The following is a 17602-nucleotide window of genomic DNA, read 5'->3' on the forward strand; positions in this document are numbered from 1 at the left end:
TTACATTTTTTTAAACGATTGTACAACAGTTGAAAATTGCCGAAAGAATAACGAAAATATGATATTTGTTTTAAAGAAAATGATTTGGAAAGCTCGTGTTGAGTAAAATTAAACAGCTAACTCTGGTTGTATCCGTCATTGTCATTTTATTAAATTCATAATAATACTTATGACTGCATTAAGTATCTGTAAAACCAGCCAATATCAGCTGGTCTATTCATGCTCATCAGTAAGCCATTCATATCAATCTGAAACTGTCTGTAAAAAAATTTATCGTCTGTCAGGATTCAGGCTTTAATGACACGAAGAAAGGCCTTATTTGGAATATTTAAAAATATAAAACTTAATTTTTTTTAAGGAAACACGACTTCAATTACCCATGAACCTGTTGATTATCAGCTATTGCAATATTTATGATTTTTTATTAATTATATTTATTCTAAATTAATATATTTGCAACATGAATATGATTGTCCCGTTTAAAGTACCGCCATTATCTCCTGTATTTGCATTCAATAATGAAGATATGTTGTGCGAAAAAAAATCGTGCTGTAAGAAATTCAAGAAAGGAAAAAGGTGCAAGAAATGCCCGGGTAGAAAAAAGATGGCTTAATCTAACCGATATTTTTCAGTAGAAAATAAATGGCTATGGCCAGAATAATAATTCCCCAGATCAGCATCATGATCTTTGGCTGTCCGGATTTGTTTATTCTTGTTCTGGGCTGAGGCTTAAACATTTCTTCAACACTGCTTTTAAACTGAGCGCCATCACTCTCAAATACTTCAGTAATGGTGATTCCCTGCACTACGGTCTTATGAAGCAGAGAATTCGTCACATGAAGCAGAAGCTGAAATTTTCCATCTTTAAACTCCGTGATCTTAAATATTCTTTCTCCATAAGGTTTTTCTAAACCAAACGGCAGTACTTTCACCACATCGGCATTGCTCGTCTGCCAGTTAATGATGATCTCCTCCCCTTTCTTCGCATGAATTTTGTTCGCTGTAAAAGTTTTTATAGCAGGCGGAACGTTGTACCTAAAGCTTTTCTGATGGCTTTCTAAATTCTGGTCGTAAGAATGCCTCTTCGAAGAATCGCTCAATATTTCATAAGCTTCCTGAATCTCACGAAAACGTCCGGCAAAAAAGTCATCGTTATCATTCTTATCAGGATGGTATTTTAAAGATAATTTTCTATAGGCTTTTTTGATGTCTTCTTCTGAAGCATCCGGAGAAATCCCGAGAAAATAGTAGTAATCTTTCATTGAACTATGCAAAAATAAGGATTTATTCTTTTTTATTGGTTGCTCTTTAAGATAAAAAATGGGATTTTGTTTGAGTAAAAGTACATCTTAGTGGCTTAAGGTTTTGAAGATGCTATTGAGATTGCTTCGCTGTGCTCGCAATGACGGATAGAAAAATTCCGGCGCGGGAAGCATAGCTTCCCGCGCCGGAATTAAACAAATTTCAATTTAGCTATTTAACTGCTTATGCTTCTGCAGTATTTTCTTTATTCGCTGTTTTGCAGCATCTTGAAGCGAATTCTTTTTTGAATTTCCCTTTCAGTTCCTGATACTGCTCATCATCCATTTCTCTGATCTTATCAGCCAATCCGAATGGTGATCTTTCTTTGATTCCGTATTCACTGAAAATACCTTTTATAAATCTTTTTCTTTGTATTGCTTTTTTTGCAATTGCTGCAACGCCCACAACGGCTAATGCTTCAAGAGCTCCTTTTAATACTGAATTTTTCATTTTTTCAAAATTTTAAATTTTACTACTTCTTGTTTTTTTATATAGACGGATGAATTTCAATTTTACTTTACTACTTCTTAAAATTTTTAAATTATCCGTTGTTTCTGTTGAAGAACCCTCCAGAACATTTGTCTTTCCAGATTTCTTTAAATTTTTCTCTTTCTTCAGGAGAAAGGCCAGCCATTTTCTCTCTCATCTTTCTTTCCTTAAAGTCTTTCATCCCTTTTCCGAAATGGAAACCTCCGAAAAGTATCTTGCTTAAAATCAGGATTCCCATCGCCTGCCAGAATGTAATGGATTTTACACCCAGGATTTCGGGAAGCAGACAGTTCCAAAGCCACATCACAATAAATGTAACGGCCAATAGGATCAGCGGCGGACATAAGAGTAAGAAAATCCAGCCTTTTTTGTGTTTATGATTCATAATTTCTTTTTTACTAACTATTTAAATCTTCGTATAATTTTCTCAGCCTGTTTCTTAAATGCTTCACAGCATAGTTTTTCCTACTGATAATGGTCTTTATGTTTTCACCTTGTTCATCGGCGATCTGCTGGAGGGTCTTGTCGTTCAGTTCATTTTCAACATAGATCAGCCGCTGTTTTTCCGGAAGTTCATCCAGTGCTTCAAACAGCTTCTTCCAGATCTCATCCTGGAACATTTTCACCTCGGGACCTGCGCTTTCGTCCAACAACAGGATATCCTTGATAGAAAAGCTTCCATCTTCATCTTCATATACAAAGTCTTCAAGATTTTCGGTTTTCTTTTTACGATACCGGTCTGTGATCTTATTCGCAGTTACCCTGTACAGCCAGCCCCCTACATTTACAATCTCGGAAAGATTGGTCAGACTGCTGAACTGGAACCACACTTCCTGCAGAATATCTTCTGCATCTTCGGTGTTTTTCACTTTCGGACGAATATAAGACATCAGCTTTCCTCCGTACTTTGAAACGGTTTGTGAGATGATGCTTGCTTTCTCCTCCTGTGGCATTGTTATTTCTTCGACAACCTCCATATTGCTATGACGGCCTGCTTTATGGTTTTACTTTAATAAATTTAAAATATTTTTCCGGAAATCCGAATTTTCTTTTGTTAGCCGTAGTTTTAATTATTTTATTTTGTAATCATTGAGTTTAAATAAATATTCATTGTGTAAATCATTACCACCATTTGAGTTTAAATAAAAAAAACGGAAAGCAATACACTCTCCGTTTCTATCATTATAAAATTGAAATTTTATTTTTTATTGAAATTTTCAGCAAAGAAGCCTAGCATATATTGATACAGCTCGAGTCTGTTAGGTTCTTTCCCGAATCCATGACCTTCATCATATTTTACCAGATAAGGAACTTCGAATCCTTTGGCACGCATTGCTTTTACAATCTGATCAGATTCATTGATGTTGACTCTTGGGTCATTGGCTCCCTGTACTACAAATAAAGGTTTTTTAATTTTATCAATCTGGAAAACCGGGGACACTTCTTTGGCAATTTTTGCTTCTTCAGGATTATCAAGATCATACCATATTTGTTTTACCATTTCTTTGTATGGTTTCCAGTATTCCGGGAAGGAATCGAAGAAGGTAAAAATATTGGATACACCCACATAATCTACACCGCAGGCATACAGTTCCGGGGTTTTAATAAGCCCCATAAGTGTAGCATAACCTCCGTGGCTTCCTCCATAGATGGCAATCTTATCTTTGTCTACCCAACCTTGCTCAATAGCATATTTTACACCATCTTCCACATCATCCATTGCTTTTCTGCCAATCTGTTTGTATCCCGCTTTCTGAAATTCTTTTCCATAACCGCCTGAAATCCTGAAATTCACCTGAAGTGTTGCATATCCTCTGCTGGCAAAGAGCTGGGTTTCCGGATTGAAGCCCCATTGATCCCGAATTCCTTGCGGACCGCCGTGAGGATTAACAATTAAAGGTACCTTTTTACCTTCCAGGGCTGCCTTGGGAAGGGTTATATATCCACGAATCGTTAATCCGTCCCTGCTTTTGAATTCGATAGGTCTCATTTCTGCCATATCTTCTTCTTTCAGCTGAGGCATCAGGTTGTACAGGAGATTTATTTTTTTGCTTTTTGTATCATATTCGTAGTAGGCTCCATAGAGTTTGTCGCTGCCTACGTACACAAGAAGTTTTTCGTTGTTGTCATCTGAAGATACGACGGAAAACTGTTTATCTTTAAATTCAGCTTTCAGTTGATCATCAATTTCTTTATAGAATTTACTTACCGGAACTGTTTCATCTTTAATTCCGTCATAGTTGATATAATCGAGTTCATAATTTCTGTTTTTACCGGCAACGCTTATAGAGTTTACATCAAAAACAGGGTTGGAATATACTTCCCTGATTATGGCATTTTTCTTCAGGTCATAAAGTACAATTCTGGATTTATCGCTGTCCAGGTTGGTTACAACATATGCCTCATCTTTATTTTTAGAATTCTCATTAAGCTGTGTAATATAAAAAGTATCTTTCCAGTCGGTGGATTTAATCAGGTTGAATTTTCCTGTCTGCAGGTCCTTATAGTACGTTTTGGTGGTCAATCCGTTTTCTAGAACGGTGTATCCTCTTAAATTACCGTCTTTATCGAAAATATAATCATCAATAGGGCTGTTGACATCTTTATTTTCATACAGCTGGGTCATTTCTCCGGTGTTGAAATTGATCTTATAGGGCTCGAAGATCTGCTTGTTGTTTTTATTCATGGTAATCACAACAAATTCTGTGTCTTTTATAAGTCTTACGGTTCCCAGAGTAATTCCGTCAAAAGGAGTCAGGTCTTTGAGGTTCTTTCCGTCGATATCTGCTGCGTAAAGATGAATATTTTCGTTACCTCCTTTGTCCTGGGTAAAGAAAAGGCGATTTTCATTGAGCCAGCCGTAGCTTTTAATAAGATCGTCTTTTTCAACAATTGCCTTAGTAATTTTCCCTGTTTTAAGTTCTTTTACATAAACATGATTTTTTTTGTCTTTATCTTTTTCTTTGTAGGAAAGATACTTGCCATCCGGAGAGATTTTAAACTGTGATGCATTGGGTCTTGCAAAATAGTCTTCTACTTTATATTTAAAGTTTCCTTTATCATAAGCAGTCAGTTTTTCCAGGTTTGCTTTAGTGGTTGGAAGTGTTGGGTCGCCAGGCAGTTTAGCCGTTGAAGTCTGTGCATTCATCATAATTGCTGAGAGTACGATTTGAGCCGCACCAAAGATTTTACTATTAAAATTCATAATTCATATTTTGGATGGTTAGATTACTGATCAAAGATTTTATATCAATAAAAATCTATATATAATATGACAATCTTTCCGTCAAAACGTTACATGAATAATGAAATTTTATGAATAATTGTTAAGAAAAAGAAATTTTGCTATTGTAAATAAATTCCAAAATACCATGTCCAGGCCAGCAGGATAATCTGCATAGGAATTCTTTCTTTATAAAGATATTTCATCCCCGGACCGGTAAAGTCGGCTTTGAAAATATTGACATTTTTTTTTGAAGAATTGATATTTGCGATAAAAACCATCACATAAAAAATAATGAGCAGTATCGCTGTAATTTCTCGTATAGAAGGGATCATTAATCCAACTCCGGCAGCAATCTCTAAAATACCCGTAAAGTATACCCAAAACATTTTTCCGGGAATAAAATCAGGGATCATCATAGCCATTCCCTTCTGAAATTTAAAATGGGAAAATCCTGTAAATATGATAAAAGCAGCCATTCCAAGATTCCCTGAAAATAAAAAATTGGGTTTTCCCTGGAATGCAAAAGTGGCTACCAAAGCCAGAAGAAATGTTGCGAAAAGGACCGTCAGTAACTTCATAGGTTATTTATTTTTCTTGTGGTTGAAAGAAAAAATATAGCCTTACAGATCCATTGAACGTGTAAGGCTATTTAATCTCAAAGCAATTTACGGATTATTTCTGTTCTGCAAGATTTTTTACTACTTCCAGACCTTTTATAAATCCTGTATTAATATGATCTTCCCATTCTTTTTCGGTTTGTACTTCAGTATGAAGCTTTGTTTTACCATCAAAATTAATAAGAATATATTTCTCAAAACATCCGCTCCATTCCATTACTTCTTTACTTTGGGTGTCTTCATTACCGTCTTTATCTACCATTCCCAAATGTTTAAAAATAACCTGGTTGGGTTCATCAAGACTGTCAATAGTAGATACCATCCCTTCTCCCTGGGCATTCACGAAATAAGTTTTCCCACCTATTTTCCAGTCGGATTTCATTACAGATCCGGGACCGAAATATTGGGTCCATTCTGTGTAGGTTTCAGGAGTCCAGAGAATGTCCCAGACTTTCTGCATTGGGGCATTAATTATGGTTTCGTATGATAAGGTTTCCATATCTAAATTTTTTGTGGTTGTTTTTTTAGTGTAAAATTTGACCAATCCGTCATATCTTAATCTGCCGCCCTAAAGGGAGGGAATTATCAAGAGTTTAAGAATTTATAGTTTGGTGTTTTAATTTACAGTTGATTTTCTGAGAGATTTTTAACAATTCCCAAAGCGGCAGGAAATTTCTCTTCAAAAAAATCTTTAAATTCTTCCGGAGTCTGAATTTCAATTTTCAGTATCGTCCCTGTGGGTATTTCCTCTAAAATATATCTTTCTGTGGCTTCACCCCAGTCCTGTTCGGTTTCTACACCTCCATAAATTTCTCCCAGGTGCAGAAATTTCATTTCTTTATGGGGTATATTTTTTTCTACCCGGCTGTACATTCCGTTATTATTAGGATCAAAAAATTTTATAATATGTCCTTCTTCAAAACTTCCCTGATAGAAAGAACCTTCGGTAAATGCTGTGGTCCACTGCCTGTAAGTCATATCGCTCCAGAGAACGTCCCATACTTTTTCGGGCTGTGCGTCTATCTGGATCTCGAATGATAATTTTTCCATTGTTTTATATTTAGACATTAGATGTAAAAGATTAGTATTTATAGGGTTGCAAAATAGAGGTCGGATTAGAATTAGAGATGTAAAAATAGCATTGCTTATTGTTGCCTTCATCTTCCAACTTCAAGTTTCTAAATTTCCATTTCACCCTCCAACAAAGTCTCCACCGTTGATATGGATGACTTCTCCTGTAATGTAATTTGCATCTTTAGAGGCAAGAAAAACATAAGCCGGTGCAACTTCTGATGGCTGCCCTGCCCGTTTCAAAGGAGTATCTTTTCCGAATTTGGAAAGATCATCAAAAGTTTCTTTTACCAGAGGTGTCCATATCGGCCCGGGAGCCACTCCGTTCACGAGGATTTTCTTTTCAGCAAGATTGGTTGAAAGCGAGCGGATAAATGATAGAATAGCCCCTTTTGTTGCTGCATAATCGATCAGATGATCACTTCCGCGGTATGCTGTAACGGAGGTGGTACAGATGATCCGGCCTCCGTCTCCTATTAAAGGCAGAAAGTTTCGCGTAAAGGAGATCATTGAAAGGATATTGGTATTAAATGTTTCCTGAATCTGCTCATCAGTAATCTTTTCAAGACTGTTTTTTGAGGTATGTATCCCTGCATTATTAACCAGGATATCCAAATTTGTCCACACCTTTTTTATTTCCTGCACACACTGGGTTCTGAATGTCTTTTTAGTAAGATCGCCTTTGATCAGTATACATTTTCTCCCCTCATTTTCGACTAGTTTTTTTGTTTCTCTGGCATCGTCATCGCTTTCTTTGTAAATAATGGCCACGTCTGCCCCTTCTCTTGCAAAATGAACAGCTACAGCCTGTCCTATTCCACTGTCGCCACCTGAAATGACGGCTTTTTTATCAAGGAGCTTACCACTTCCTTTATAATCATTACGGATAATCTCCGGAAAGAGCCCTTCTTTGGGTACTTTCGATTTGGATTGTGACTTGTTCTGTGTTTTCATAAGCAAATCTTTTACCTGAATCACATCAAACAGTAAGCCGAAATCTTAATAACAAAGGGAATAAAACTGTTGAATGATTAAAAAAAAGCAGGTCTGTAAATAAATCTGCTTTTTACCGTTTCCTATTTTAACTGAAGCATATTATGAGTTATAGGCTTCTTCCAGGTCTTTAATGATAATATTCTTCATCTTCATGATCGCCTGAAGAACTTTCTGAGATTTTTCTTTGTCAGGATCATTGACAAGCTCGCTTGCCTTTTCAGGAAATACCTGCCAGCTAAGACCGTATTTATCTTTGAGCCAGCCGCAGACTTCCTGGCTTCCTCCTTCAGCTGAGAGACTGTTCCAAAAATAATCTGTCTCTTCCTGATCTTTCGTCATGACGACCATGGAAATTCCCTGGTTGAAATCAAACTGATGATCATGAGAGCTGTCCATGCAGAAAAGATTGTAATCATTAATTGAAAAATGGGCATGCATTACATGTTCAGGATCTTCCCCTGATTCTCCTCCATCTTTATATTTTGAAATATTTCCTATGCTTGAATTGGGAAAGGTTCTGGTATAAAATTCCATTGCTTCCACAGATTTTCCATTATTCTCATGCATAAACATCAGAGTGGGAACCAATTTCTGACCACTTGCTTTTTCACCTAAAAACAGTTGCCAGGACACCCCATACTGATCCTGTATCCAACCGTATTTTTTACTCCAGGGATAAGAACCGAGAGCCATGAGAGCTTTCCCGCCCTCTTGAAGTTGATCCCAATATTTCTGAACCTCATCTTCAGTATCACAGATTACCATGAATGAAACTGAAGGGTTTTTATCCTGCTCCGGGCCATTCAGAAGCATGATCTTCTGTCCGAAAAGTTCAATATTAATCACTACCTGATTATCAATAGTGACTTTTCCATCAAATATATTGCAGTAAAAATCTGCAGATTTTCTGGCATCTCCATTGTGTAGAATGCACGGGAAAATATTGTTATTCATAACTTAAGATTTTGATTGGATTAATTTTAAATATCAGCCTTTAAGTAAATCGCTATGAATGGTAAGCGTCTTCAAGATCTTTTATGATGATCTTATTCATTTTCATCATTGCCTGTACCGTTTTCTGAGCTTTTGACTGGTCCGGATCATTCATGAGCTGAATTAATCTTTTCGGAACAATCTGCCAGCTTAAACCGTATTTATCTTTCAGCCAGCCACACATACTTTCTCTTCCTCCATCTGAAATCAGGGTATTCCAAAGGTAATCGGTCTGTTCCTGGTCATCCGTCATGATGACGATAGAAAATCCTTCATTGAAATCAAACGGATGGTCATAAGAGTTATCCATACAGAAGAAGCTGTACCCATCTATGGTAAAATGAGCATGCTGTATGTTTTCCGCCGGCTCGGATATAGGATGACCTTCTCCGCCTTCACCATATTTAAGAATATTTCCTATGCTTGAATTGGGAAAGGTTCTGGTATAAAATTCCATTGCTTCCATCGCTTTTCCATTATTCTGATGGATAAACATGAGGGTAGGAACAATTTTCTGCGATTCCGGCTTATCACCTAAAAACAGCTGCCAGGTAACACCATATTTGTCCTGCACCCAGCCATATTTTTTACTCCATGAGTAAGAATCCAGAGCCATCAGGGCAATTCCCCCTTGCATCAGCTGATCCCAATACTGCTGTACTTCTTGTTCTGTTTTGCAGATAACCATAAAGGAAACCGACGCATTTTTTTTAAAATGAGGACCCCCATTCAGCAGCATCAGCTTTTGCCCGAACAAATCAATATTCATAACAACAGGGGTGTCTGCCGTGATCTTTCCGCCAAAGACCTGACAATAGAATTCTGCTGCCTCTTTTGACTCTTCATCAAACCACAGGCATGGAAAAATATCATTATTCATAGTTTTAAATTTTAAGGTTGAAAATAGAATTTCCATTGGTCACTTCATGAAGATTGCCAATGATCAAAGTATTTTGATAATGCTGATTTTAGTTTTTAAAAGAAACCTGATGTTCTTCCATATGATTTTTGAGTCTTTCCATAGCATTCCTCCCGAAACCATGAAGCCTCATAATCTCTTCTTCGGAATAGCCTGAAAGTTTTTCAAGAGAGTCTATCTTTTCTTTCTCCAAAGCTCTTCTTGCCGGCACCGCAATGATGCCATAAAGAAAATTATTATTTTTAACAACATGATGAACAGCACAAATGGAGCTTAAACATTTGGCCATTATGACCAGATTTATCATGACTGTAAATGAGTTTTTTAGTGGTTTTCAACGTATTTGTGAAAATTGTTGAGAATGGCATACCAGCCTTCCCGCTGCATTTCCACGGAGTTTTGTTTTTCAGGATCGAAAATTTCTGTAACCTTGGTGGTATTGTTGTCTATTTTATCAAAAATGACTTCTACCTTCCGGCCATCTTCCAGGTGGTATCTGATTCTGGCATTGGGAACAATTTCATCATAGGTCCCTTCAAAATCAAACCCAAAGCTTTTATCTTTGGCTTCCATTCTGGCTTTCAATTTTCCTCCTACTCTCAGATCATTTTCTGCACTGGAACACTGCCAGCTTTCATGGGCAAAATTCCACTTTGTGATATGCTGCGGTTCGTTAAAGTAATTCCAAACCTTTTCTACAGGAGCTAAAATCGTAATATCAATTGTAATCGGGTCCATAGTTTTATTCTTTTAATATTTAAGTAAAAAAGGCAGCCCGGGTCGAACTGCCCTTGATAATTTTAGTTAAATATAAGATTATTTTGCAGATTCTTCGTTATAGTTCACCATCCAATGAACGCCATATTTGTCCTGGAAGCTTCCGAAATAATCTCCCCAAAACTGGTCTTCAATCGGCATTTCTATGTTTCCACCTTCAGAAAGTCCTTTGAAAAGCCGGTCAGCTTCTTCTTTTGATTCAGGAAAAATGGAAACATAGTTGTTATTTCCTACAGTAAGATTCTGTCCAAAACTGGGAACAATATCTGAAGCCATCAAAAGATCATTCCCAATGGGAAGTGCAACGTGCATCACTCTGTTTTTTTCTTCGTCTGATAAGTTTTCAGTACCGGGAGCATTCCCCATTTTATGAATTTCGCCACGGAATTCTCCCCCGAAAACAGATTTGTAAAAATTGAAAGCCTCTTCAGCTTTTCCGTCAAAATTTAGATAAGGATTTAATTTAGCCATGATTTCTGGTTTTTAAATTATTATTGTTTTAAATTATGGAATTGAACCATTAAGCTTGATTTAAGCTATTAAGGAATATTAAGAAGTGTAAACTCAAATTAAATAATATGATTGATTTTATTAAAAGTAAATCTTAATGGGTTAAAAATTTGACCACTTGATTTGCTGTCATGTCTATTAATTGATGGTCTGTGTTTCCTTCGAAGTCTGCCATCATATACGAACCATGACCTGCCGGAAGGATCATAAGTTGGGCGTTCGGGACCAGGCGCCACATTTCTACCACATGTTCAGGCTTCATGACATCTTTATCGCCACTGATGAATAATACGGGTACCTCTATTGAAGTAAGAATTTTTTCATCCCAGTCCTGAAAAGTCTGCATTCTTTTACTGTCTTTATCAAAAAGGTTTTCAAGCTTTGAAAAATCAGGATTCAGGCTAAGAAAATTGATCTTAAGCGTTTCAGGCATTGAATCTAAGGTTGCTTCTGCCATACTCTCGAAAAACCCGTCCATCATTCCGCTTTTTTTGTAAAAAGATGATGCAATAATCAGTTTTTCTGTTATTTGGGGATAAAGATGTGCCATCTGCATTACGGTATTTCCTCCGTTGCTGAATCCCCAAAATGAAGCTCTTTCAATATTAAGCTCCTTCAAAAGAGCAGCTACATCATGAGCATCCTGTTCAAAGGTTTCAGGAATATCACGATGATCGGTCAAGCCGTGATTCTGCAGATCAATACCTATCAATTGAAACCGGCCTTCCAGGCGGGAAATTACTTCTTTAAAATCAAACAGAATCGAGGAACCACCACCATGGATGAGGACTAAAGGTTTTCCGGAACCGTAGATCTCATAATACATGCGAATCCCGTTGACATTTTTATAGCCTTTTTCTTTGGGTTCCATGTCTTAATATTTTAAAGTCTCATCTACGTCATACTTCATTCCCGGATAATTCAGTATCCTTCTCATAAGTCCTATCTGGCCGCATAAATAGTCTTCACGGCCGATGCACATTCCAGCAAAATTAAGTTTGGTCTCACGCACAAATGGAATATTCATCCCAATCTCAAACATTTCGTCCAGTTCTTCGTCGGTGACATCCAAAAGTTTCTGATAAACCTTTGGAGAAATATCGTGAAAATTTTTCTCCAGTTCATCTAAACCCGGATAAGTGTATGTTTCATCCAACGCTTTTCCCTGAAAGAAAAGATCGCTGTGAGGGTCTTCATCTCTGAGCCCTAAAACCCAACCTAAACCGTAACGCATATTGACAAAGTTTCCTGCCATCCACACAATATGATTGGTTTTTCCTTCAATTCTCTTCAATGCATCTTCTTCCGAAATGCCATCCAAAACATTGAGAAAGTTTTGAGAATGCATTCTGTAAGCCGGAATAATGATCTCTATTTTTTTTGATTTTGGGGTGTCCATTTTTATAGTTTTAGCGATTGTGTATTTTGTATTCTGTTGATGGTTGGCTTTTATGTGTCAGGTACTCTCTGAAAATAACTTTGATAATGTGTAATTTATTTAACCAAAAATTGTACAGATTGACACAGATGCTTATGTCTTTAAAATGCTTTTACCGTGAGATTTTTCTTGCTTGAAAAAGTTCAATAATCTTATTTTATGGCTCCGGGTTTCCCAAGAATTCTTCTGAGATAGCCTAGCTGTCCGCCGTGATATAGCTCGTGCAGACAAAAGATTGCAATATCATTAATTGTTTTCGGATCAAAACTTTCAACCGTGATCAGTTTTGCTTCCAGTTTATCCTGAGACTGTTGCAGATAGGATTTTAATTCTTCAAAATCAACCAGCTCATCTTTTCTTTCAAGTGGAAGCTCTCCTCTGTTATAGCATGAAAATTTTTCGTTATCCCAGACAGATTCTTCACCGAGAATATTCAGGAATGCATTTCTTATATAAATCAGATGTCCTAAGATCCAGTTCATACAGTTTGCATCACCATTTGGGAAAATCATAGATTCTTCATGGGTAATACCTTCGATATTCATTGAAATAATTTTATAGCTGCTGAATACCTGAACTTTTACGATTTCTATATCGTTTGACTTTGTTTCCATAGCTTGGGATGTTTATTGTTTTAATCTTTAGCTTTGCTATTTTCACAGATAGCATTACAGGTTATTTTTACCGAAGATTATAGGAATGGGCAGAGATTTCAATTGTGAAAATTCTGTATGGATTGTGAGGGTATGATTTAAAATTTATTCTGCCGGGAGCTGGGAAAGATCAGCAAACGTTACATTCCAGCCATGTCCGTCAATATCCCAGAAAGAATTCTGATACATCCATCCGTAATCCTGTGGCTCTTCATGTTGTGAAGCTCCATTTTGCAGGGCAGTATTTACAACATGATCCACTTCATCACGGCTGTTCAGGCCAATAGCAACAAGAACCTGAGTGGTATCGCCTTTCGGAACGGGTCTTTCGGAAAAAGTCTGGAAATATTCTTCAGTCAGGAACATTACGTAAATGTCTTCTTTCATTACGACACAGGTCGCTTTGTCATCTGAAAACTGCTCATTGATGGAAAAACCGAGCTTGGTCCAGAATTCTTCTGTTTTCTTTACGTCTTTAACCGGAAGGTTGACATAGATCTGATTGATTTTCATATTGTCTTATTTTTGATGTTAAACTTTTAACCAAAATTACCAAGCCTCCATGAAAATCAACTTGCCATAGGACAAGATTTAATTTTTCTTTGGATGGGAAACTATTTCTTTGCGGATACGGCTTAAAGAAGTGTCTGTAATACCAAGATAGGACGCAATCTGCTTAAGGGGAGCAAACTGTACAACCTGTGGTTTCTGTTCTAAAAGGTTAAGGTAACGTCTGGTAGCGGATAGGGTAAACATTTCGACGGAACGCTGCTTATAAGAAAAAAGCTCTTTTGACATCCATGCTCTGCCCCATTCTCTAAGATTGGGTATTTTATGGAAAAGTTCCTGAAAGGTCTCAAAATCAAATTTCCGGCATTCGCAGTCTGTAATGCAGACGATATTTTCCTGGGAAGGAATTCTCTGAAACAGTGACAAGACCTCGATAATGATCTCATTATCTGCAAAAAAATGAGTCGTTACTTCATTTCCGCTAAAATCATTGACGTAAGAACGGGCCAGCCCTTTCTCTAAAATATAGTATTCATTAGCCGTTTTTCCCGCCTCAAGAATAATATCTCCTTTTTGGAATGATACTTTCTCATGGGCCTGAAATATTTCATCCAGTTCTTCCTGGAGAAAAAAAGGGAAATCATAGCATATTTCTAAAGCTTTGCAGATCATTGAGCTGGTGTTTTTAAAGCTTTAAAAATATAATTTTTAATTGAATGAAGATTGAAAAAAATTAAACAAATTAATAAAAAACGTTAAAAAGCTACATATAATTACAATACTGTCAATTGCTTTTGCTCTTTCTAAACAATTAAACAAATCTTATCTTACCATCAATTCTATGAATATCTCCTTTCACAGGGGAGGATAATTGCGGTACGTTTAATCACAATCTTGAAAGCCTGGGTATGATTTCTATTTAAATAAGATTAAAATAAAGAAAGCTGAATAGGTTTTGGGGGTTTAGGAGGTTCTGCATCACCAAAAACCGTTTTTCCTCCGAAGCGCCATGAATTCTGTCTTTCTTCTTCAATGACTTGTTGAATATCGAAATTTGGAGTAAAATCTTTTTCAGTGGCCGCTACAATCCGGTGCAGTTTATTTAAAGTATTCAGCTTGTCGGAATTACCGAGTTTCGATTTTTCAATTCCTTGTCTAAGGATGCTGATGCTTTCATCATAAGTAATGGTGGGAACCGGAAAAGGATGGCCGTCTTTTCCGCCATGAGCAAAGGAAAATCTTGCGGGATCGGCAAACCGTGATGGTGCCCCATGAATGACCTCACTAACCAATGCTAATGACTGCATGGTTCTTGGACCTACACCTTCAAGCATTAAAAGGTCTTCAAAATTCTGAGGCTGCTGTTCACGGGTAATATATAAAAGTGCTCCAAGACGTTTTAAGTCAACATCTGATGCCTGGACATCATGATGGGCAGGAAGAATCAACCTTGAAAAATCTTTCATCACATCAATGGAATCGGTATGAGAAATATCTAAAATTCCCTTCCGGTTTCCTGAAGCCTCCGCATCAGTAAGATTGAGGATTTTTCCTCTTGAAATACCATTAATTCCGGTATGAGGTTCTTCTACGAATGATTTAATATTTCCTGAATGCCAGTGGTAGCGTCTTGCTGTACCATCTGACTCATGCATTCCCTGCTGTACTACGCTCCAGCTTCCGTTATCCGCCACAATAAAGTTATGCAGATAAAGCTGATAACCATCCTGAATAGCAGTATTATCCACCTTTGCAGAAAGTTTGCTGGCTCTTACCAGTTCATGTCCGTTTAAACCTGTTTTATCAGCAATCTGGATGAGCTCTGACGGAGTTTCTCTCGAGAATTTCCCTTTTCCACCACAGATATAAAGTCCTAATGTCTGTGAGTGGGGATTGATAGAACGTTTCAAAGCGCCCATCACGGAAGTAGTAATTCCTGAAGAATGCCAATCCATTCCCATTACTGCACCAAAACTCTGAAACCAGAACGGATCTGCAAGCCTCCGCAGCACTTCATCTTTCCCGTAATCCATTAAGATCACTTCTATAATGGAAAGCCCAAGTGCGGACATACGCTCATACAGCCACGGCGGTACTTTTCCGTAGTGTAAAGGCAAATCTGCAGTTCCTGAACGTTTCATTGTATTGTAAAGTGTAAAGATAGTTATTATACGATTTCTTTTTGATGATTTGAATCATCAGTTCCGCTATAATAAGTTGTAGTTAAAGCCTTTTTATAACTCTTTTTATGTGATCTACATTGAATGAATTAATGAATAGAGAAAAATTCAAGGTCTCTGTGTTTTTCTTCAGCATATTTCTCATTGAAAGTAATGGTGTTTCCGAATGGATCATTTACGGTGAAAGATACGGCATCATAAAATGTTTTCTCGAGTCCCGGACGGTTGTATTTATATTTCTTATCAATCAATTCTCTGCGGTATTCAGGAATTCCCTCTCCCCAGATCATGATTCTGGTTCCGGGTGTTCCGTCTCCGTGATGCTCACTTAAATGAAAAACTATATTTCCTTTTTTGACTTCCATGTAAACGGGCGTATTTTCTTCAAAATAATGTTCCCATACTATTTCAAACCCCAGCCAATCCACATAAAACTCTATGGCTTTTTGATAATCAAAGATTCTGAGAATAGGAATAATCTGTGTTGCTTTCATAAGTAAGATTTTACTAAAATGTATCTGTTGATAAACAAGCTACTGATGCGAAAGTATATTGATTAAGTTTCCCAACGGATCTTTTACAAAAAATCTTCGTACTTCCCAGTCTTCATCAGTAATTCCGTAAGTTATTTCAAAGCCTGCCTGCTGCATTTTTTCATAAACTTCGTCTACATGATCTACTTCTATTGACAGTAGAGGAACTTCAGTATCATTTCCACCCTGAGTGGCAAAACTTACCTGAACCTTTGTTTCTTCATGATTACCGAAAGTCTTGATCCAACCGTGGTCCATCAGGATTTCAAGGCCCAGAATATCTTTATAAAAATGATCTGCATCATCTAAATGATCTGTTTTTATGTTGGCTACAATTCTTTTTACCATGATCAATGTTTTAAAGATTAATAATGCCGAAAAAGCCCTGCAAAAACATAGCGTCCGCAAGGCTTTTTGCAAAAAATCATTGTATTCTTATTTGTTCAGCGCATCAATTGCTGCGCTGTAATTAGGTTCGGTCGTAATTTCGGGAACTTGCTCTGTATACACTACTTTATTGTTTTCATCTGTAACAATTACGGCACGGCTTAGCAGTCCTTTCATAGGTGAATCCGTAATAGTCACTTCGTAATCATCTCCAAAGCTGCTTCTGAAATCTGAAAGTGTCTCTACATTGTTTAAACCTTCAGCTGCACAGAATCTCCCCAATGCAAAAGGAAGGTCTTTGGAAACATTAATCACTACCGTGTTATCAAGTTTTGAAGCTTCTTCATTAAATTTTCTTGCAGAAGCAGCACAAATGCCTGTATCAATACTCGGGAAGATATTGAATACCTTTTTCTTTCCTTCAAAATCTGAAAGAAGTTTTACGTTCAGACCGGAGTCTACCAATGCAAAATCTCTTACAGTTGTTCCTACTGACGGAAGGGTTCCTATTGTATTTACTTCGTTTCCTTTAAGGGTGATCGTTGACATAATTTTATTTTTTTAGTTTTTCAAATTTACTTAAAATAGAAAGTTTTTGAGATCAAATAAAGGTTAAATAATTCTTAAAGTGAAAATAAAAAGACTTATCTACCTGTAGTGATTTTTTTAGTTAGATTTCTATACCGCAACAAACGGAACCCCGCCTACGAGTAATGTATCTTACAATACTGCTAACGGAAAATTCACAATCAATGTTTATGGTGTAACAATGGGCAATGGTGGATCTTTTTTTATCAAGTTTGATGACGGACCACAACCTGATGACTTGGGAGATAATCTGAATGACGGTTCATTTGATATAAATGAATCTTCAATTAATTTTCCAAACGTTAATTCTACTCCCAAAAACTATAAGGTTGAATTCATCCTCAATTTTGATGGTACCGGAACTTATACCATCACACAAATATAAACTTAAGAGGCATCAGCCTCTTTTTTTT

Annotated in this window: 24 protein-coding genes; 1 reads left to right on the forward strand and 23 read right to left on the reverse strand. The window is 36.9% G+C overall.

Annotated elements, in window-relative coordinates; all coding sequences use genetic code 11:
- Window positions 1-614 precede the first annotated feature (614 nt).
- The 23 genes from QF044_RS10050 to tpx all read right to left on the reverse strand — a co-directional run bounded on the left by QF044_RS10050 (window position 615) and on the right by tpx (window position 17150).
- On the reverse strand, window positions 615-1262 hold the full coding sequence (locus tag QF044_RS10050) for a J domain-containing protein (protein ID WP_307266440.1): 648 nt from the start codon (window positions 1260-1262) through the stop codon (window positions 615-617).
- 223 nt (window positions 1263-1485) lie between these two features.
- A complete protein-coding gene (locus QF044_RS10055) occupies window positions 1486-1752 on the reverse strand; it encodes a hypothetical protein (RefSeq protein WP_307266443.1) in 267 nt (88 codons plus the stop codon).
- Window positions 1753-1843: 91 nt separating this feature from the next.
- A complete protein-coding gene (locus QF044_RS10060; protein WP_307266445.1) occupies window positions 1844-2176 on the reverse strand; it encodes a hypothetical protein in 333 nt (110 codons plus the stop codon).
- Window positions 2177-2189: 13 nt separating this feature from the next.
- Entirely contained in the window at window positions 2190-2768 is a 579-nt protein-coding gene (locus QF044_RS10065) for an RNA polymerase sigma factor (protein WP_307266448.1), read from the reverse strand.
- Window positions 2769-2989: 221 nt separating this feature from the next.
- Window positions 2990-4996: a S9 family peptidase gene (locus tag QF044_RS10070; RefSeq protein ID WP_307266451.1), complete on the reverse strand. Its 2007-nt coding sequence runs from the start codon at window positions 4994-4996 to the stop codon at window positions 2990-2992.
- Window positions 4997-5136: 140 nt separating this feature from the next.
- A complete protein-coding gene (locus QF044_RS10075; protein WP_307266453.1) occupies window positions 5137-5595 on the reverse strand; it encodes a hypothetical protein in 459 nt (152 codons plus the stop codon).
- Between the two features lie 94 nt (window positions 5596-5689).
- Window positions 5690-6133 carry an SRPBCC domain-containing protein gene (locus tag QF044_RS10080; RefSeq protein ID WP_307266454.1) on the reverse strand — a complete coding sequence of 148 codons (444 nt, stop codon included), beginning with the start codon at window positions 6131-6133 and terminating at the stop codon, window positions 5690-5692.
- Between the two features lie 122 nt (window positions 6134-6255).
- A complete protein-coding gene (locus QF044_RS10085; protein ID WP_307266457.1) occupies window positions 6256-6684 on the reverse strand; it encodes an SRPBCC domain-containing protein in 429 nt (142 codons plus the stop codon).
- Window positions 6685-6825: 141 nt separating this feature from the next.
- The gene (locus QF044_RS10090; RefSeq protein WP_307266459.1) at window positions 6826-7659 is read right to left on the reverse strand and encodes an SDR family oxidoreductase; all 834 of its coding nucleotides are present in this window, start codon (window positions 7657-7659) and stop codon (window positions 6826-6828) included.
- A gap of 141 nt (window positions 7660-7800) precedes the next feature.
- Window positions 7801-8655: a VOC family protein gene (locus tag QF044_RS10095; RefSeq protein ID WP_307266462.1), complete on the reverse strand. Its 855-nt coding sequence runs from the start codon at window positions 8653-8655 to the stop codon at window positions 7801-7803.
- Between the two features lie 52 nt (window positions 8656-8707).
- Window positions 8708-9574 carry a VOC family protein gene (locus QF044_RS10100; RefSeq protein ID WP_307266463.1) on the reverse strand — a complete coding sequence of 289 codons (867 nt, stop codon included), beginning with the start codon at window positions 9572-9574 and terminating at the stop codon, window positions 8708-8710.
- Window positions 9575-9662: 88 nt separating this feature from the next.
- A complete protein-coding gene (locus QF044_RS10105) occupies window positions 9663-9902 on the reverse strand; it encodes a hypothetical protein (protein ID WP_307266465.1) in 240 nt (79 codons plus the stop codon).
- A gap of 35 nt (window positions 9903-9937) precedes the next feature.
- Window positions 9938-10351: an SRPBCC family protein gene (locus tag QF044_RS10110; protein WP_307266466.1), complete on the reverse strand. Its 414-nt coding sequence runs from the start codon at window positions 10349-10351 to the stop codon at window positions 9938-9940.
- Window positions 10352-10429: 78 nt separating this feature from the next.
- A complete protein-coding gene (locus QF044_RS10115; RefSeq protein ID WP_307266468.1) occupies window positions 10430-10861 on the reverse strand; it encodes a VOC family protein in 432 nt (143 codons plus the stop codon).
- 133 nt (window positions 10862-10994) lie between these two features.
- The gene (locus tag QF044_RS10120; protein WP_307266471.1) at window positions 10995-11771 is read right to left on the reverse strand and encodes an alpha/beta fold hydrolase; all 777 of its coding nucleotides are present in this window, start codon (window positions 11769-11771) and stop codon (window positions 10995-10997) included.
- A 3-nt stretch (window positions 11772-11774) separates the two neighbouring features.
- Entirely contained in the window at window positions 11775-12299 is a 525-nt protein-coding gene (locus QF044_RS10125; protein ID WP_307266474.1) for a DinB family protein, read from the reverse strand.
- A gap of 191 nt (window positions 12300-12490) precedes the next feature.
- Window positions 12491-12952, reverse strand: a complete 462-nt coding sequence (locus QF044_RS10130) for a hypothetical protein (protein ID WP_307266477.1) — start codon at window positions 12950-12952, stop codon at window positions 12491-12493.
- Between the two features lie 144 nt (window positions 12953-13096).
- Window positions 13097-13504, reverse strand: a complete 408-nt coding sequence (locus QF044_RS10135; RefSeq protein ID WP_307266480.1) for a VOC family protein — start codon at window positions 13502-13504, stop codon at window positions 13097-13099.
- A gap of 78 nt (window positions 13505-13582) precedes the next feature.
- Window positions 13583-14173: a Crp/Fnr family transcriptional regulator gene (locus tag QF044_RS10140; protein ID WP_307266483.1), complete on the reverse strand. Its 591-nt coding sequence runs from the start codon at window positions 14171-14173 to the stop codon at window positions 13583-13585.
- A 257-nt stretch (window positions 14174-14430) separates the two neighbouring features.
- Window positions 14431-15642 carry a DUF763 domain-containing protein gene (locus QF044_RS10145; protein ID WP_307266485.1) on the reverse strand — a complete coding sequence of 404 codons (1212 nt, stop codon included), beginning with the start codon at window positions 15640-15642 and terminating at the stop codon, window positions 14431-14433.
- A 128-nt stretch (window positions 15643-15770) separates the two neighbouring features.
- A complete protein-coding gene (locus tag QF044_RS10150; RefSeq protein ID WP_307266487.1) occupies window positions 15771-16175 on the reverse strand; it encodes a glyoxalase superfamily protein in 405 nt (134 codons plus the stop codon).
- A gap of 39 nt (window positions 16176-16214) precedes the next feature.
- Window positions 16215-16562, reverse strand: coding sequence for a VOC family protein (locus QF044_RS10155; RefSeq protein ID WP_307266490.1), 348 nt, complete (start codon window positions 16560-16562; stop codon window positions 16215-16217).
- Window positions 16563-16649: 87 nt separating this feature from the next.
- Window positions 16650-17150, reverse strand: coding sequence for a thiol peroxidase (tpx, locus tag QF044_RS10160; RefSeq protein ID WP_307266493.1), 501 nt, complete (start codon window positions 17148-17150; stop codon window positions 16650-16652).
- 220 nt (window positions 17151-17370) lie between these two features.
- On the opposite strand from tpx, the gene QF044_RS10165 reads away from it, so the two are divergent.
- Window positions 17371-17574 (forward strand): hypothetical protein, encoded by a 204-nt coding sequence (locus QF044_RS10165; protein ID WP_307266496.1) that lies wholly within the window; start codon window positions 17371-17373, stop codon window positions 17572-17574.
- Window positions 17575-17602: the final 28 nt, after the last annotated feature.

Source organism: Chryseobacterium sp. W4I1 (genome assembly GCF_030816115.1).
GTDB lineage: Bacteria > Bacteroidota > Bacteroidia > Flavobacteriales > Weeksellaceae > Chryseobacterium.

Excerpts from the sequence above, each read along its gene's own strand:
- QF044_RS10050 (WP_307266440.1), bottom strand. The coding sequence starts at position 1,262 with ATGAAAGATTACTACTATTTTCTCGGGATTTCTCCGGATGCTTCAGAA.
- QF044_RS10055 (WP_307266443.1), bottom strand. The coding sequence starts at position 1,752 with ATGAAAAATTCAGTATTAAAAGGAGCTCTTGAAGCATTAGCCGTTGTG.
- QF044_RS10060 (WP_307266445.1), bottom strand. The coding sequence starts at position 2,176 with ATGAATCATAAACACAAAAAAGGCTGGATTTTCTTACTCTTATGTCCG.
- QF044_RS10065 (WP_307266448.1), bottom strand. The coding sequence starts at position 2,768 with ATGGAGGTTGTCGAAGAAATAACAATGCCACAGGAGGAGAAAGCAAGC.
- QF044_RS10070 (WP_307266451.1), bottom strand. The coding sequence starts at position 4,996 with ATGAATTTTAATAGTAAAATCTTTGGTGCGGCTCAAATCGTACTCTCA.
- QF044_RS10075 (WP_307266453.1), bottom strand. The coding sequence starts at position 5,595 with ATGAAGTTACTGACGGTCCTTTTCGCAACATTTCTTCTGGCTTTGGTA.
- QF044_RS10080 (WP_307266454.1), bottom strand. The coding sequence starts at position 6,133 with ATGGAAACCTTATCATACGAAACCATAATTAATGCCCCAATGCAGAAA.
- QF044_RS10085 (WP_307266457.1), bottom strand. The coding sequence starts at position 6,684 with ATGGAAAAATTATCATTCGAGATCCAGATAGACGCACAGCCCGAAAAA.
- QF044_RS10090 (WP_307266459.1), bottom strand. The coding sequence starts at position 7,659 with ATGAAAACACAGAACAAGTCACAATCCAAATCGAAAGTACCCAAAGAA.
- QF044_RS10095 (WP_307266462.1), bottom strand. The coding sequence starts at position 8,655 with ATGAATAACAATATTTTCCCGTGCATTCTACACAATGGAGATGCCAGA.
- QF044_RS10100 (WP_307266463.1), bottom strand. The coding sequence starts at position 9,574 with ATGAATAATGATATTTTTCCATGCCTGTGGTTTGATGAAGAGTCAAAA.
- QF044_RS10105 (WP_307266465.1), bottom strand. The coding sequence starts at position 9,902 with ATGGCCAAATGTTTAAGCTCCATTTGTGCTGTTCATCATGTTGTTAAA.
- QF044_RS10110 (WP_307266466.1), bottom strand. The coding sequence starts at position 10,351 with ATGGACCCGATTACAATTGATATTACGATTTTAGCTCCTGTAGAAAAG.
- QF044_RS10115 (WP_307266468.1), bottom strand. The coding sequence starts at position 10,861 with ATGGCTAAATTAAATCCTTATCTAAATTTTGACGGAAAAGCTGAAGAG.
- QF044_RS10120 (WP_307266471.1), bottom strand. The coding sequence starts at position 11,771 with ATGGAACCCAAAGAAAAAGGCTATAAAAATGTCAACGGGATTCGCATG.
- QF044_RS10125 (WP_307266474.1), bottom strand. The coding sequence starts at position 12,299 with ATGGACACCCCAAAATCAAAAAAAATAGAGATCATTATTCCGGCTTAC.
- QF044_RS10130 (WP_307266477.1), bottom strand. The coding sequence starts at position 12,952 with ATGGAAACAAAGTCAAACGATATAGAAATCGTAAAAGTTCAGGTATTC.
- QF044_RS10135 (WP_307266480.1), bottom strand. The coding sequence starts at position 13,504 with ATGAAAATCAATCAGATCTATGTCAACCTTCCGGTTAAAGACGTAAAG.
- QF044_RS10140 (WP_307266483.1), bottom strand. The coding sequence starts at position 14,173 with ATGATCTGCAAAGCTTTAGAAATATGCTATGATTTCCCTTTTTTTCTC.
- QF044_RS10145 (WP_307266485.1), bottom strand. The coding sequence starts at position 15,642 with ATGAAACGTTCAGGAACTGCAGATTTGCCTTTACACTACGGAAAAGTA.
- QF044_RS10150 (WP_307266487.1), bottom strand. The coding sequence starts at position 16,175 with ATGAAAGCAACACAGATTATTCCTATTCTCAGAATCTTTGATTATCAA.
- QF044_RS10155 (WP_307266490.1), bottom strand. The coding sequence starts at position 16,562 with ATGGTAAAAAGAATTGTAGCCAACATAAAAACAGATCATTTAGATGAT.
- tpx (WP_307266493.1), bottom strand. The coding sequence starts at position 17,150 with ATGTCAACGATCACCCTTAAAGGAAACGAAGTAAATACAATAGGAACC.
- QF044_RS10165 (WP_307266496.1), top strand. The coding sequence starts at position 17,371 with ATGGGCAATGGTGGATCTTTTTTTATCAAGTTTGATGACGGACCACAA.